Raw genomic sequence first — 14,314 nt, forward strand, 5'->3', positions numbered from 1 at the left:
CCTCCCTCCAGGCGCCCGCCACACGGAGAGGACACTCCGGACGCCGGCTCCTTACGCCGTGAGTAAAGACTTCGACGCACGGCGTAAGGAATCGCCGCCCACGGTGTCCGTGCGGGTGAGCACGTTGACAATCAAGAGGGTCGGCTCGACGCCGACCGGCCAGACTAGCTAGCTCCTTGTGACCATCGGGGATATCCGCCGGGCACCAGGGATCGTTGGAGAAGCATGACCGCACCCATGGTCGACCCCCTGCAGGACGGCGATCCCGTCCTGCTGAGCCGCGTCCGCGCCGGAGACCCCGACGCCTACGCCCAGCTCTTCGCGCGCCACCACCAGGCGGCCCTCGGGTTCGCCCGACGCCTGGCCGGGCCCAGCCACGCGGACGACCTCGTCGCCGAGGCGTTCGCCCGGGTGCTCGACACGCTGCAGCGTGATCTCGGGCCGACGGTGTCGTTCCGCTCCTACCTGCTCACGGCCATCCGCAGCATCTGGAACAACACGGTCCGCGCCGAGCGGCGCTACGACCTGGTCGACGACTTCGAGCTCCTTGCGCCGGTCGACGCGCTGACCGCCGTCGAGGACGCCGACCAGCGCTTCGACAACCGGACCGTCGCCGCGGCGTATCGGAGCCTGCCGGAGCGCTGGCAGGCCGTGCTCTGGTACACGGCGGTGGAGGGGCTGCCGCACGGCGAGGTGGCGCTCCACCTCGGGATCAAGCCGAACGCCGTCGCCGCGCTGAGCTTCCGGGCCCGCGAGGGGCTGCGCCAGGCGTACCTGGCCGAGCACCTGGCCACGGTGGCGGACGCGGAGTGCCGTCGGTGGGTCAGCATGCTGCCGTCGTACGCGCGCGGCTCGCTCACGCAGGGCCGCCGGGCGGAGCTCGACCGACACCTCGACGGATGCCTGAGCTGCACCGCCGCGCTCGCCGACCTCGACGACGTGAACAACCGCCTGGGCGCCCTGCTGGTGCCGGTCGTGCTGGGCGCCGGCGCCGTGGGCCTGCCGGGCGTGTGGTCGGGGCTCGACGCCGCGGCGTCCGCGGCCGGTGGCGGTACGACGATCGCGACCGGGAAGGTCGGCCTCGCGGCCGCCGCTCTCGCGGCCCTGGTCGGCGCGGTCGTGCTGACCCCGCTGCTGGTCGGAGACGCAGCCGAGCGGCCGAGCGGCGCGGACGGCGCCACCATGGGTGCCGTCGGGCGAGTGCCGGGGCCGGTGCGCGGTCCGCGGACGCCGTCGGACGCCTTCGTCGGTCCGGCCGTCCCGGCCGACCGGCCCGCTCCCACCGGCCGACTGGGCCGCCCGGGGACGGCGACCGGGTCCACGACCCAGGAGCATGCCGAGCTTCCGGCGCCGACGAGGGGCGGACGGTCCGGGCTCGACGCCGACCTCGCGGGTCCCGCCCTCGCCCAGGCCGCACCCGTGGCCCCGCCACCCCCGGCTGCCGAGGTGGCCCCGCCCGGCCTGTCGCCGGACGCGGCGCTCGGTCAGGCCGAGGCCAGCCAGGTCAGTCTGCTCAACGTCTCGCTGTCGCGCGTGGTGATCCCGGTCCTCAACCTCCGGCCGGGAGCCGTGGTCGCCGTGGAGATCACCAACCTCCGCGGTCATCCGCTGCGGCTCGACCGCGAGTGGCGCTGTCCGGGAACGGTCGACGACGCGCCCACGGAGGGCGATGTCACGGCCACGACGACCGTCGCCTGCACGTGGACCGGAGCCGAGACGGCCGCGGGCTTGCTGCGCCTGGGCATCATCACCTCCGGTGTGTCCGAGGTGACGGCGACCCTCGTCCAGGCCCCCGGCGTCGTCGACCCCGACCCCTCCAACAACACCACCTCCCTCACGATCACGCCGTGACGACCAGGTGGCGCAGTGCCTTGCGGCGGACCCGTAACTCGCGGGACGCCTCGAGCGTCATACAGGACGTGACTCCCGAGGTCGATCCCGAGCGCGTCGATGCCTCACCCGACGCCGCCGACCTCGCCGCCGGCGCCGCTGGCTCGCTCCTCGCCCGGGTCGCCCAGGTGGAGGTGGCGATGCTCGACGAGCCGCACATCCTGGTGTGCACGGACGCGGTGACCGGAGTGACGACCTACACCGGTCCCTTCGCCAACGGCTACGAGGCCGTCGCGTCCCTCGAGGAGTACGAGGCTGCCCAGCAGGGCGACCCCGACTGCCCGACCGTCACCTGCACCCTGGCGCCGCTGTTCCCGGGCTAGGCGCGCGTCGCGGTGAGCTCGACGTAAGGGACCGGCGGCTGGCGGGTCTTACCACTGGTCGGCGCACTCGGGCCGCCCAGGTGAGGGAGGTAGCGGATGGTCAGGTCGAGGCGATGAGCGACGAGATGGTCGCCGAGTCGCGGTGTTGGACGCCTGAGGTGCTGCGCGCCCTCCTGGCCCGCTGGGAGAGGGAGGACGCCGCGGGCCCGCACCTGGTCGTGGCCGTCGGGCGGGAGGTGCGCTACTTCGGACCGTTCCCCAACGAGGCCTCCGCCCGCGCCGCTGCGGGAGCGGAGGAGGCCGCCTGGCGGGAGGAGTTCCCGGGGTCGGACGTGCTCTTCGAGGTGGCGCCTCTGGTCGACGGGGAGCGGCTGGCGCGGCCGTAGCCGGAGTGGGAGCCCGCCGGCCCCGGCCGGTTGCGGCGTCGCGCGGAGAGGTGGTCGTGCGCGAGCCAGGCCGTTAGGGTGATCTCCGAAGACTCGCCATGGTTCATCTTTCGGGAGATGGGGTTCCTGATGCGTCGCTACCTGCTTCTCGCGTGCGCGCTGCTCGCGCCCGCCGGGTTCCTGCTCGTCATGGGCATGGGCAGTCCGGCGCTCGCGGACCCCTACACGCCCGCGGTGCCGACGACCTGCCGGGTGGACGTGCCCACGACGCTGGCGGGCGAGCGGGTGGTGGTCCGGGTCCGGGTGACGGCGGCGGGCAGCGTGCAGCCGACGGGGACGGTGACGGTCGAGGTCGACGAGTCGTTCTCGAAGAAGGTGCGCTACGACGGTGCGCCGGTCGAGGTCCTCGGCCCGCGGGTGGGTCGTGGTGAGCACCGGGCGAGCGCGACCTTCGTGCCCGACGACCCGACGCGGTTCACGGGCTGCCGGGACAGTGTGAGGTTCCAGGTCGGCGCCCAGGGCGGCGGCGCGGGTGGTGGTGCCGGGGGGCTGCCCAACACGGGCGGTCCGCACCTGGGCTTCCTCCTCGCCGGGATCGGGCTCGTCGTGACCGGTGGCGGACTCCTCGAACGGGGTCGCCGCGCGGCCTGAGCGCTTTGGCACGATGGCGGCCGTGACCCCGACGATCGCCTTCCTCGGCTGCGGCTCCATGAGCGAGGCCATCCTCGCCGGTCTCCTCGCCACGGGCTTCTCCCCCCACCACGTCCGCGCCACGGTCCGCACCCGCGAGCGGGCCGCCTGGCTCGCGGAACGCCACGGCGTAGCGGCCGTCGCGACCGATGCCGATCCCGACGCCAACCGCGCCGCGGCGGGGGCGGCCGGCCTCGTGGTGCTGGGCGTCAAGCCCGCGCTGGTGCGACCGGTCGCGGTCGAGATCGCGTCCGCGCTCGACCCGCAGGCGCTGGTGCTCAGCGTCGCCGGCGCCGTCCCGCTGGCGAGCGTCGAGTCCGCGTTGCCCGCCGGCCAGCCCGTCGTGCGGGCGATGCCGAACACCCCCTCCCGGATCGGGTACGGCGTGACCGCCCTCGCCGCCGGCGCCCACGCCTCGGCCGCGGACAGGCGTCGCGCCCACGACCTCTTCACCACCGTCGGCTGGGCGGTCGAGGTCCCCGAGGAGCAGATCGACGCCGTCGGCACCCTCAGCGGCTCGGGGCCCGCCTACGTCTTCTATCTCACCGAGGCCATGGCTGAGGCCGGCGTCCGCCTCGGCCTGCCCGCCGAGCTGGCCCGCGAGCTGGCCGCCCGCACCGTCGCGGGTGCCGGTCGGATGCTGGTCGACGGCGCCGACCCCACGGCGCTGCGTCGGGCGGTGAGCAGCCCCCAGGGCTCGACCGAGCGGGCCATCGCGACCTTCGAGCAGCGCGGCCTGCCCGACATCGTCGCGGCGGGTGCGGCGGCCGCCGCCGCGCGGACCGCGGAGATCACCCGCGAGCTCGGGTAGGCCGCGGCCGACGTCGGACGCCGCTCGACCCCCGTGGGAGACTCCTGCGGTGAGCGTGCCGACCATTGCGTCACTGTGCTCGGCTCTCGGACATCACCTCGCACCCGCGGCCGGCTTCGCGGTGCCCCGGGCCGAGGTGAGCGCGGTCCACATCAGCGAGCTGCTCGAGCCGGGGGCCTATCTCAGCGGCGGCGAGCTGCTGCTCACCACGGGGCTCGCCCTGCCCGGTGACGCCGCCGCGGTCGCGACCTATGTCGCCCACCTGCGCGCCGCCGACGTTAGTGCGCTGGCGCTCGGTCTCGGCCCCGTGCACCAGGCCCCGCCCGACGCGCTGGTCGAGGCCTGCCGCGAGCAGGGCCTGCCGCTGCTCGTCGTACCGGCGGCGACGCCCTTCCTCACCATCTCGCGGGCGTACTGGACCGCGCAGTCGCGCTCGACCGAGGAGCGGCTCCACGACGTCCTCTCGGTGCAGCGCGCGCTGGTCGAGGCGGCCGCCGCGCCCGACCCGGCCGCGTCCGTGCTGCGCCGGCTCGCGCGCTGGCTGGACGGTTGGGCGGTGCTGCTCGACGCCGACGGCGCCGCCGACCTCGTCCACCCGCCCGAGCTCGGCGAGGAGCTGCGGGTGCTGGAGGCCGAGGTCGCGCGCCTCGACGTCGCGGGCGTCCACTCCTCGGCCTCGTTCCCGGTCGGCGAGCACATCGCGGCCGTCTTCCCGCTCGCCGTCGGCAGCCAGGTGGTCGGCTATCTCGCCGCCGGCTCGCGCGGACAGCTCGATCCCGGTCGCCGGCGCGTGGTGCTGACCGCCGCGGCGCTCCTCAGTCTCGACGCCGTACGCCGCCAGCAGGTCGAGTCCGCCCGCGCCGCCACCCGCCGGTGCGTGGCCGTGCTCGTCGACCTCGGCCTCGTCGAGGCCGCCCGGCGCCTCGCCGCCGAGAGCGACTGCCCCTCTCCGACCCGCGAGGTCGGGCTGCTCGTCGTCCGCGGCCGGGACAGCGAGCTGCTGGTCCAGGCCGTCGAGCGTTGGTGTCCGCGCGCGCTGGGGGTCGCCTCCGAGCGGACGACGGCGTGGTTCCTGCTGCCCGACGACCACGGTCCGGCCGAGGACCTCCGGCGACGCCTCGACGGCACGGACCCCGGGTCCGCCTTCGCCCTGTCCGGTCCGGTCGCCGTCGAGAGCGCCGGGGCGGTGCGCGTCCGGCTGCAGCGCGAGCTCGCCGAGGTGGAGCCGGGAGGCGCGCTCCATGCGGTCCGCGGGAGCCACCGGACCGTCGCCCGCGCCGTCGACGCCTTCGTCGCCGCCGCCAGCCCTGAGCTGTCGGCCGCCCTGGTGGCCTGGCTGCGGCACCGCGGCCAGTGGGAGGCGGCCTCCGCCGCGCTCGGACTGCACCGCAACACGTTGCGGTACCGGGTCGCGCGCGCGGTCGACCTGCTCGCACTCGACCTCGACGACCCGGATGTCGCGGCCGAGGCCTGGTTGGCGCTGCGGGACCGCGGCGTGGCATGAGCATTCCGCCGACACAGGAGCAGGTCTTGGACAGAACGTCCAAGGACGGTGGCCGTGGGGCTCTCCTAGGGTCGGCGACAACCGACCCCACGGAGGGAACACCGATGTCCATGCGGGCCGCGTCATGAGCGTGTCCTCCTTCGACCCGCGCACGGGCGTCGTCGTCGCAACGGTCGCCGACACCGACGCCGACGCGTTGCAGGCCGTGCTGACCGCGGCGGCCGAGGCGGCGCCGCGGCTCGCGGCGACCAGCCCGGCCGTCCGTCGGGACTGGATGTACGTTCTCGCCGACGCCCTCGAGGAGCACACCGAGGAGCTCGCCCGGCTCGCCGACCGCGAGACCGCGCTGGGCCTCGACCGGCTGAGGGGCGAGGTCGCGCGGGCGGCGGGACAGCTCCGGTTCTACGGGGAGGTGGCGGCCGAGGGGTCCTATCTCGACGTCACGGTCGACGGCCCCACCGCGGCAAGCCCGGGACTGGTGCGGGTGCACCGGCCGCTGGGCCCGGTCGCAGTGTTCGGGGCCAGCAACTTCCCCTTCGCGTTCAGCGTGCTCGGCAACGACACGGGCAGCGCCCTCGCGGCGGGCTGCCCGGTCGTGGCGAAGGCGCACCCCGCGCACGTCGGGCTGTCCCTGCGCCAGGCGGAGATCGCCCGCGAGGCGCTCGCTCGTGCCGGCGCCCCCGCGGGCGCCTTCGCCGTGGTCAGCGGCCACCAGGTGGGGATCGACCTCGTCCGGGCCGCCGAGGTCGCCGCGGTGGCCTTCACCGGCTCCCAGGCCGGTGGCCTCGCCCTGTGGCGCATCGCCAACGAGCGCGAGGCCGTCATCCCGGTGTACGCGGAGATGGGCACGGTCAACCCCGTCGTGGTGACCCGGGCCGGGGCGCAGGACATGCCCGCGGTCGCTGGTGGCTTCGTCGGCTCGTTCACGCTCGGCGGAGGGCAGTTCTGCACGAAGCCCGGCCTGCTGCTCGCCCCGCGGGGCGCGGGGGCCGCGGACGCCGTCGCGGTGGCCCTGCGGGACGCGGCTCCCGCGCCGGTCATGCTGAGCGCCGCCATCGCCCGTGGCGTCGCCGACGGGCTCGGCGAGCTCGTCGCCGCCGGTGCGACGGTGGTCGCGCAGGTCCCCGCCGCCCAGGACGGGTTCGCGGCGCCGGCCGCCGTCCTCAGCGCCCCGCTCGACGCGCTGGTGCCCGGCAGCCGGCTGCTCGAGGAGACCTTCGGTGCCGTCGTCCTCGTCGCGGAGTACGACGACGACGGCGAGCTCGCCGACGTCGTACGCCGCCTGCAGCCGGCGCTGGCCGCCAGCGTCATCTCCGGCGGACCCGCCGACCCGCAGGCCGGCCAGGTCGTCGCGCTGCTCGGCGAGCGGGTGGGCCGGGTCGCCGTCGACACCTGGCCCACCGGGGTCGCGTTCAACTGGGCGCAGCAGCACGGCGGCCCCTGGCCGGCGACCTCGGCGCCGGGCGTCACCTCGGTGGGCGCGCACGCGCTGAGCCGCTTCGTGCGACCGGTCGCCTTCCAGTCCACCCCGGACCGCTGGCTGCCTCCGGAGGCCCGTGCGGACAACCCCTGGCGCCTCCCGCGCCGGGTGGACGGCGTGCGCCGATGAGCCGGCCGCTCGAGGGCCTCCTCGTCGCCGACTTCAGCCGTGTGCTCGCCGGTCCGCTCGCGGCAGCCACCCTCGCCGACCTCGGCGCCGAGGTGGTCAAGGTCGAGCGTCCGGGCACCGGCGACGACACCCGGCACTGGGGTCCGCCGTGGACCGAGGGGCCGGGCGGGAGGTCGAGCTCCTACTTCGAGTGCGCCAACCGGTCGAAGAAGTCGGTCGAGCTCGACCTGGCCGATCCCGCGGACCGGGCGATGGCCGTGGAGCTGGCCTCCCGCTGCGACGTGCTGATCGAGAACTTCAGGGCGGGCTCTCTCGACCGGCACGGTCTCGGGTACGCCGCGGTAGCGGCCCGCAACCCCGGGGTGGTCTACGCGTCGATCACGGGCTTCGGCAGCAAGCAGGGTGCCGAGCTGCCGGGCTACGACTTCCTGGTCCAGGCCGTCGGCGGTCTGATGAGCATCACCGGTGCGCCCGGCGAGCCGACGAAGGCCGGCGTGGCGCTCGTGGACGTCCTCACCTCCAAGGACGCCGTGGTGGCGATCCTCGCCGCCCTGCGGGCCAGGGACGCGCCGGAGGCGGGCGGTCGCGGCCAGCACGTCGAGGTCAACCTGCTCTCCAGCCTCCTCGGGTCGCTGGCGAACCAGGCCTCGGCGTACCTCGCGACCGGCGAGCCGCCCGGCCCGATGGGCAACCGGCATCCCTCGATCGCCCCCTACGAGACCCTGCGCGCCCGCGACGGCCAGGTCGCGCTGTGCTGCGGCAACGACCGCCAGTTCGCCCGGCTCGCCGACGTCCTCGGCATCCCGGCGGCCGCCCGCGACCCACGCTTCGCGACCAACGCCGACCGGGTCGCCCACCGCGACGCTCTCGTCGCCGTCCTCGAGGACGCTCTCGGCGCCGACACGGTGGACGCCTGGGTCGAGCGGCTCACCGCTGCCGGGCTGCCCGCGGGCAAGGTCGGCACGCTCGCCGACGCCTTCGAGCTCGCGACGCGCCTCGGGCTCGAGCCGACCGTCGAGGTCGGGAAGGGACGCACCCCCCAGGTCCGCAGCCCGCTCACCCTGTCGGCGACGCCGCTGACCGTCTACGCCGCACCGCCGCGGCTGGGCGAGCACAACGACGACCTACGCACCCTGCTGAGCACCCCTCGGCACGACCCACCACCGGGCCCACGCCCCCAGGACCACCAGGAGGACCCGCGATGAGCACCCCGACCAGCCTGCCCCCGTTCGCGCCGCTCGACCCCGCGGGCATCGACGACCTGCTGAGCGAGGACGAGAAGGCGGTGCGCGCCACGGTCCGCCAGCTGTGCGCGGAGCGGATCGACCCCCATGTCGCCGAGTGGTTCGAGCAGGGCCACCTGCCCGACATCCGCGGCCTGGCCAAGGAGCTCGGGTCGATCGGTCTGCTCGGCATGCACCTGGAGGGCTACGGCTGCGCCGGCATGTCGGCGACCGACTACGGACTGGCCTGCCTCGAGCTGGAGGCCACCGACTCGGGCATCCGCTCCCTGGTGTCCGTGCAGGGCTCCCTCGCCATGTTCGCCATCTGGCGCTGGGGCTCGGAGGAGCACAAGCAGGAGTGGCTCCCTCGGATGGCCGCCGGAGAGGCGATCGGGTGCTTCGGCCTGACCGAGCCCGACGCCGGCTCCGACCCGGCCAGCATGCGCACCCGCGCTCGCCGCGTCGCGGGCGAGGGCTCCGACTGGGTGCTCGAGGGCCGCAAGATGTGGATCACCAACTCCTCGGTCGCCGACGTCGCCGTGGTGTGGGCGCAGACCGACGAGGGGGTCCGCGGGTTCGTCGTACCGACCTCGACGCCGGGCTTCAGCGCCCCCGAGATCAAGCACAAGCAGTCCCTGCGCGCCTCGGTGACCGGCGAGATCGTCCTGGACGGCGTGCGCCTGCCGGCGTCCGCGGCCTTCCCCGAGGTCCGCGGCCTCAAGGGCCCGCTGTCGTGCCTCAACGAGGCCCGCTACGGGATCGTGTGGGGCGCGATGGGCGCGGCCCGCTCGTCGCTGCAGGCGGCGCTGGAGTACGCCGACCAGCGCATCCAGTTCGGCAAGCCGATCTCGGCCTTCCAGCTCACCCAGCAGAAGCTCGTCGACATGAGCCTGGAGTACACCAAGGGCGTGCTGCTCGCGCTCCACCTCGGCCGGCGCAAGGACGCCGGGACCCTGCGCCCGGAGCAGGTCAGCCTCGGCAAGCTCAACAACGTCCGCGAGGCCCTCGAGATCTGCCGGACCGCCCGCACGATCATGGGGGCGAACGGCATCTCGCTGGAGTACCCGGTCATCCGTCACGCCAACAACCTCGAGTCGGTCCTGACCTACGAGGGCACCGTCGAGATGCACACGCTCGTGCTCGGCCAGGCGATGACGGGGCACGCGGCCTTCCGCTGACCCGGCCGACGTCGTCCGGGGCCGGCCGGCGTCGTCCGGAGCCGGCCGGCCGGTGGCGTCACCCGGACGAGCGGGGGCTGCGCCGTGCGGGGATCGCGCGGAGGTGCGCGCCGAGATAGCCCGTCACCGCGACGGCCGTGCTGGTCACCAGTCCCAGCACCAGCGATCCGGCCCCCGCCCTACGATGCCGGCGCTCGACCTCCCGCACCGACGCCATGGCGCTGGTCCAGTACTCCACCGCCGGGTCGCCCAGCTGGGCGGTCATCGGAGGTTCCTCCCGTCGGCGGCGTGCGCGGAGGTGGACCGGGTGCCGTGGTCCGCGCGCGCCAGGAGGACGCCCAGAGCGATCATCCCCAGGCCGAGGACCAGGTGCAGCCAGTTGTCAGCCTGGTCCAGCGGCACGAAGTTGGCCTGGTCGTGGCGGTCGACCAGCAGGCCGTAGACCGTCAGGAGCAGGTAGATCGCGCCGCCGCCGATGAGGAAGGCGCGGGCGCCGTTCCACGTCCGGGCGAGGACGAGGCCGGCGACGCCGAAGGCGAGGTGCACCAGGTTGTGCAGGACGGACACGGCGAACAGCCCGAGGAGCTGGGCGCCCGAGTGGTGCCCGGCGAAGGTCATGTCGTCGTAGTGGGTGGTCACGCCCGGAATGAAGCCGAGGATGCCGACGAGGAGGAAGGTGCCGGCGACGACGGCCGCACCCTGCTGGACGCGCGTTGACGTGATGGAGGAAGCAGCAGTCGTGTTCATGGCAGCGCAGTACCCCGCGCGCCCCGGTCGAGTCCGTCCGGTGCGGCGACGGATCAGCGCGTCAGGACGTCGAGGATCTCCAGCTGCCGCGCCCAGGCCGGCGACGACGGGTCGATGACGCCGAAGTGCCCGCCGGTGACCTCGACCAGGTGGGCCTGCGCACCGGCGGCGCCCGCCCGCTGGACGTAGTCGCGCGACAGTGCGATCGGGACGTCCACGTCGTCGGGTGCGTGCACGCACCACACCGGTACGGCGAGCGGCAGCTGCTGCGCGGGGTCGAAGCGGGCGTCCGCCTCGGTCGGCGGATGGCCCAGGAGTCCCCGCACGGCGCCGTCGCTGAGCGGGTCGGCCGCGCGCAGGTCGAGCACGCCCGCCTGGCTGATGACGTGGGTGAGCGGGACCCGCTCGGGCCACCCGTGTTCGCCGCGCGCCGCCGCCCAGGTCGCGAGATGCCCACCCGCGCTGTGGCCGAGCGCGACCACGGTCGACGTGTCGAGGCCCAGCAGCTCGAGGTGGTCGATCCCGGCCGCCACGTCGTCGAAGGTGGCGGGCGCCCCGCCGCCTCCGCCGGGGCCGGTGCCGACCCGCCGGTACTCGAGGTTCCAGGACGTCCAGCCGTGCGCGGCGAGCGCGCGGGCCAGCGGGCCACCGAGAGTGGCGTCGTACCGAGCGCGCCAGAAGCCGCCGTGGATCACGACCACGACGCCGCGCGACTCGCCCTGCGGCAGGTGGAGCTCGCCGTACTGGCTGGGATCGTCGCCGTAGGCGTGCCGGACCGGCCCACCGGAGGGCTCACCGCGCCGGCGCACCCTCAGCCCTGCGCCCGCAGCCCGACGGCGAGGAGGTCGACGAGCGCCTGGTAGGCCTGGGCGTCGTCGAGCCCGGTCGCCGCGCCGATCCGGCCGTCGCCGATCGCGTCCATGACCTCGGCGACGGCAGCGCCGACGAAGGTCGCGTCGACCCGGCGCAGGGAGCCCGCCTCGACGCCCTCCGTGACCAGCTCCCGGACCCGCCGGGCGGCTTGGGCGGTGTTGGCGCGGTACACCTCCGCGCCGGGAGCGAACCCGGCCAGGTCGGCGTAGAAGCGGGGCGACGCCGGGGCGAGCTCGTCGGCCACGGCGGTGAGATAGGTGGCGAGCCGCTCGGCCGGGTCGGGGACGGCGGCGACCCGCTCCTCGATCCGCTCGGCGGCGCGCTTGAAGAAGTGCCGCACCGTGGCGGTGATGAGCTGCTCCTTGCTCGGCGCCACGAGGTAGAGGGTGCTGCGCGAGCAGGACAGGCGTTGCGCCAGCTCGCCGATCCCGAACTCCGCGAAGCCCTCGGCGAGGAAGAGGTCGACCAGCTCGTCGAGCAGCGCGTCGCGGCGCTGGCGGGAGCGCGGCGGGAGTGTTCGCGGCTGCTGCACGGGGGCAGGCTAGCAAGCGATGAGGTACTGTGGTCCGTACCCAAACCGCGATTTCAGTACTCATTGTGTTCCGGAGGACCCGATGCCCGCACGCCGCCTGATGCCGTCCGAGGAGACCGCCGACCTGCTCCGCCTCGCGCGCCAGCTGGCCACCGACGAGCTGCTGCCGCGGGCCGCGGAGGCCGAGGCGACCGGCACCTTCCCCCGCGACGTCTTCCGGCTGCTCGGCCGGGCCGGCTTCCTCGGCCTGCCCTATCCCGAGGAGCTCGGCGGTGGCGGCGTCCCCTACGAGGTCTACCTCCAGGTGCTCGAGGAGGTCGGGTCGGTGTGGTCGAGCGTGGGCGTCGGCGTCTCGGTCCATGCGCTCAGCTGCTTCGGCCTGGCCACCTTCGGCACCGACGAGCAGCGCCTCAAGTGGCTCCCCGAGATGCTCGCGGGCGAGCTGCTCGGCGCCTACTGCCTGTCCGAGGCGCACGCCGGATCGGACCCCGCCGCGATGCGGACCCGGGCCCGGCTCGACGGTGACGAGTACGTCCTCAACGGCGCCAAGGCGTGGGTCACCCACGGCGGCGAGGCCGACTTCTACAAGGTCATGGCGCGCACCGGCGAGGGCCGCGGCGACATCTCCTGCTTCCTGGTGCGCGCCGACAGCCCCGGCCTGTCGGCCGACGCGCCCGAGGACAAGATGGGCCTGATGGGCTCGACCACCGCGACCGTCCGCTTCGAGGACGTGCGGGTGCCGGTGGAGCAGCGGCTGGGCGAGGAGGGCCAGGGGCTGCGAATCGCCCTGGCCGGGCTCGACGCCGGCCGGCTCGGCATCGCCGCCGTCGCGACCGGGCTCGGTCAGGGCGCCGTCGACCGCGCCGTGGCCTACGCCCAGCAGCGCGAGTCCTTCGGTCAGCGGATCATCGACCACCAGGGACTGGCCTTCGTGCTGGCCGACATGGAGGCGGCCGTGCAGTCCGCGCGGGCGACGGTCCTGCACGCCGCCCGGCTCAAGGACCTCGGCCTGCCGTTCTCCCGCGAGGCGTCCATCGCCAAGCTCGTCGCGACCGACGCGGCCATGAAGGTCACCACCGATGCCGTCCAGGTCCTCGGCGGGGCCGGCTACACCAAGGACTTCCCGGTGGAGCGCTACATGCGCGAGGCGAAGGTGATGCAGATCTTCGAGGGCACCAACCAGATCCAGCGCATGGTCATCGGCCGCTCGCTCGACCGTGAGGCCGGCGCGGGCGCGATCGTCTCCGTCAGCTGACGAGGACGCCGCGGTCCGCGGGGCGCACCCGCAGGGCGGACCCGGCGCCGACCACCGCGACCGCGCCGTCGCGTACGACGAGCGCGGTGTGCTCGTCGACGGCGCGTGCCTCGGGCACGAGTCCGGACCGGACGGCCGCGACCGCGCGGGGGAGGGTGCCCCACTGGGCGGCGTGCACGTCCACGGCGAAGGGGACCCGCCCCAGACCGGGGACCACCTGCAGGTCGCCGAGGTCCTCCGCCGCGTCCTCGGGCGCGACCGGGCGGCCCTCCAGCAGCCAGCCGCCGACGATTGCGCGCTCGGCGGCGATCGCCGCCCCTGCGGAGAACCCGGCGTAGGGCAGCGCGGCCAGGGCGGTGCGCGCGGGGACGACGAGCTCGGCGTACAGGGGGGTCAGGCCGCCGGCCACGAACACGCCCGCGCTGCCGGCGAGGTCGTCGGCAGTGAGCGGGCGCCCCGCCTCCAGGACGACCGGCCGGACGGTCGCCGCGTCGGCGAGCAGGCCGCGCCAGCGGTCGAGGTCGACGCCGGCACCGTCGTCGACGACGACGCAGGCGACCTCCCCGCCGTCGAGCGCGGCCACGAAGGGCGCGAGCAGCCGGCGTACCTGTGCCTCGTCGCGACCTCCACCGACCAGCACGCTCAGGGTCGTCGTCATCGTCGGCGTCAGTCCTCGACCCGGGTGACGCCCTTGCGGTGGCGCTGGGCGAGGTCGGCGTAGTACGGCGCGTTCGTCTCGACCCAGAACTGCGCGCCGGTGCCCTCGATCGGCTTCTTGGCGGCGGCAGGGGCGCCCGCGGCCAGCACGCCCTCCGGGATCATGGTGCCCGGCGTGACGACCGCACCGGCGGCGACGAGCGAGCCCGCCCCGACCGACGCGCCGTCCAGCACCGTGCTCGCGTTGCCGAGCAGCGACTTCTCGCCCATCCGGTCGCCGTGGAACACGCACCCGTGCGCCACCGTGGCGTTCGGGCCGATCTCGACGACCACGTCGGGGGCGCCGTGGACGACGGAGTTGTCCTGGATGTTGGAGCCCTCGCGGACGATGATCGTGCAGATGTCGGCACGCAGCACGGCGCCGTACCAGACGCTGGCGCCCTTCTCGACGCGCACGTCGCCGATCAGCGTCGCGGTCGGCGCGACGAAGGCCTCGGGGTCGACCTGGGGCCGACGGCCCTCGAACTCGTAGAGGAACACGGCCCCACCGTAGGGGGGCGGGTGCGGGCGCCCGGCACCCGGTGCCCCACCCGTCAGGAACCGGCAACGAAAACGCCCCGACCCGGCAGAGGATGA

Annotated in this window: 16 protein-coding genes; 10 read left to right on the plus strand and 6 right to left on the minus strand. The window is 74.8% G+C overall.

Annotated elements, in window-relative coordinates; genetic code table 11:
• Positions 1–225 precede the first annotated feature (225 nt).
• From ACJ5H2_RS01265 to ACJ5H2_RS01305, 9 genes are all read left to right on the plus strand, one after another.
• Positions 226–1,851, plus strand: a complete 1,626-nt coding sequence (locus tag ACJ5H2_RS01265) for a sigma-70 family RNA polymerase sigma factor (RefSeq protein ID WP_408897751.1) — start codon at positions 226–228, stop codon at positions 1,849–1,851.
• A 68-nt stretch (positions 1,852–1,919) separates the two neighbouring features.
• Complete coding sequence (locus ACJ5H2_RS01270) at positions 1,920–2,213, plus strand: hypothetical protein (protein ID WP_408897752.1); 294 nt, start codon at positions 1,920–1,922, stop codon at positions 2,211–2,213.
• Between the two features lie 113 nt (positions 2,214–2,326).
• A complete protein-coding gene (locus ACJ5H2_RS01275; protein ID WP_408897753.1) occupies positions 2,327–2,599 on the plus strand; it encodes a hypothetical protein in 273 nt (90 codons plus the stop codon).
• 117 nt (positions 2,600–2,716) lie between these two features.
• A complete protein-coding gene (locus tag ACJ5H2_RS01280; RefSeq protein ID WP_408897754.1) occupies positions 2,717–3,250 on the plus strand; it encodes a hypothetical protein in 534 nt (177 codons plus the stop codon).
• A gap of 22 nt (positions 3,251–3,272) precedes the next feature.
• Positions 3,273–4,100 (plus strand): pyrroline-5-carboxylate reductase, encoded by an 828-nt coding sequence (gene proC, locus ACJ5H2_RS01285; protein ID WP_408897755.1) that lies wholly within the window; start codon positions 3,273–3,275, stop codon positions 4,098–4,100.
• 49 nt (positions 4,101–4,149) lie between these two features.
• Positions 4,150–5,604 (plus strand): PucR family transcriptional regulator, encoded by a 1,455-nt coding sequence (locus ACJ5H2_RS01290; protein ID WP_408897756.1) that lies wholly within the window; start codon positions 4,150–4,152, stop codon positions 5,602–5,604.
• A gap of 124 nt (positions 5,605–5,728) precedes the next feature.
• Complete coding sequence (locus tag ACJ5H2_RS01295) at positions 5,729–7,213, plus strand: aldehyde dehydrogenase family protein (RefSeq protein WP_408897757.1); 1,485 nt, start codon at positions 5,729–5,731, stop codon at positions 7,211–7,213.
• Complete coding sequence (locus ACJ5H2_RS01300) at positions 7,210–8,418, plus strand: CaiB/BaiF CoA transferase family protein (protein WP_408897758.1); 1,209 nt, start codon at positions 7,210–7,212, stop codon at positions 8,416–8,418. The genes ACJ5H2_RS01295 and ACJ5H2_RS01300 overlap by 4 nt, the downstream gene beginning before the upstream one ends.
• Entirely contained in the window at positions 8,415–9,614 is a 1,200-nt protein-coding gene (locus ACJ5H2_RS01305) for an acyl-CoA dehydrogenase family protein (RefSeq protein WP_408897759.1), read from the plus strand. Before ACJ5H2_RS01300 ends, ACJ5H2_RS01305 begins: the two co-directional genes overlap by 4 nt.
• A gap of 58 nt (positions 9,615–9,672) precedes the next feature.
• Here the strand turns inward: ACJ5H2_RS01305 and ACJ5H2_RS01310 are convergent, their stop codons facing one another.
• The 4 genes from ACJ5H2_RS01310 to ACJ5H2_RS01325 are packed head-to-tail and all read right to left on the minus strand — an operon-like array spanning position 9,673 to position 11,766.
• Positions 9,673–9,879: a hypothetical protein gene (locus ACJ5H2_RS01310; protein WP_408897760.1), complete on the minus strand. Its 207-nt coding sequence runs from the start codon at positions 9,877–9,879 to the stop codon at positions 9,673–9,675.
• Complete coding sequence (locus tag ACJ5H2_RS01315) at positions 9,876–10,361, minus strand: DUF4383 domain-containing protein (protein WP_408897761.1); 486 nt, start codon at positions 10,359–10,361, stop codon at positions 9,876–9,878. Before ACJ5H2_RS01315 ends, ACJ5H2_RS01310 begins: the two co-directional genes overlap by 4 nt.
• A 53-nt stretch (positions 10,362–10,414) precedes the next feature.
• Positions 10,415–11,170, minus strand: a complete 756-nt coding sequence (locus ACJ5H2_RS01320; RefSeq protein WP_408897762.1) for an alpha/beta hydrolase family protein — start codon at positions 11,168–11,170, stop codon at positions 10,415–10,417.
• 2 nt (positions 11,171–11,172) lie between these two features.
• Positions 11,173–11,766, minus strand: coding sequence for a TetR/AcrR family transcriptional regulator (locus ACJ5H2_RS01325; protein ID WP_408897763.1), 594 nt, complete (start codon positions 11,764–11,766; stop codon positions 11,173–11,175).
• Positions 11,767–11,848: 82 nt separating this feature from the next.
• Between ACJ5H2_RS01325 and ACJ5H2_RS01330 the strand changes: the two genes are divergently transcribed.
• The gene (locus ACJ5H2_RS01330) at positions 11,849–13,021 is read left to right on the plus strand and encodes an acyl-CoA dehydrogenase family protein (RefSeq protein WP_408897764.1); all 1,173 of its coding nucleotides are present in this window, start codon (positions 11,849–11,851) and stop codon (positions 13,019–13,021) included.
• Here ACJ5H2_RS01330 and ACJ5H2_RS01335 read toward each other — a convergent pair.
• Both ACJ5H2_RS01335 and ACJ5H2_RS01340 read right to left on the minus strand, forming a co-directional pair.
• Entirely contained in the window at positions 13,014–13,679 is a 666-nt protein-coding gene (locus tag ACJ5H2_RS01335; protein ID WP_408897765.1) for a hypothetical protein, read from the minus strand. The genes ACJ5H2_RS01330 and ACJ5H2_RS01335 overlap by 8 nt on opposite strands.
• Positions 13,680–13,687: 8 nt before the next feature.
• Positions 13,688–14,218 (minus strand): gamma carbonic anhydrase family protein, encoded by a 531-nt coding sequence (locus ACJ5H2_RS01340; protein ID WP_408897766.1) that lies wholly within the window; start codon positions 14,216–14,218, stop codon positions 13,688–13,690.
• Between the last annotated feature and the right edge of the window lie 96 nt (positions 14,219–14,314).

The organism is Nocardioides pymetrozini (genome assembly GCF_046058985.1).
GTDB lineage: Bacteria > Actinomycetota > Actinomycetes > Propionibacteriales > Nocardioidaceae > Nocardioides.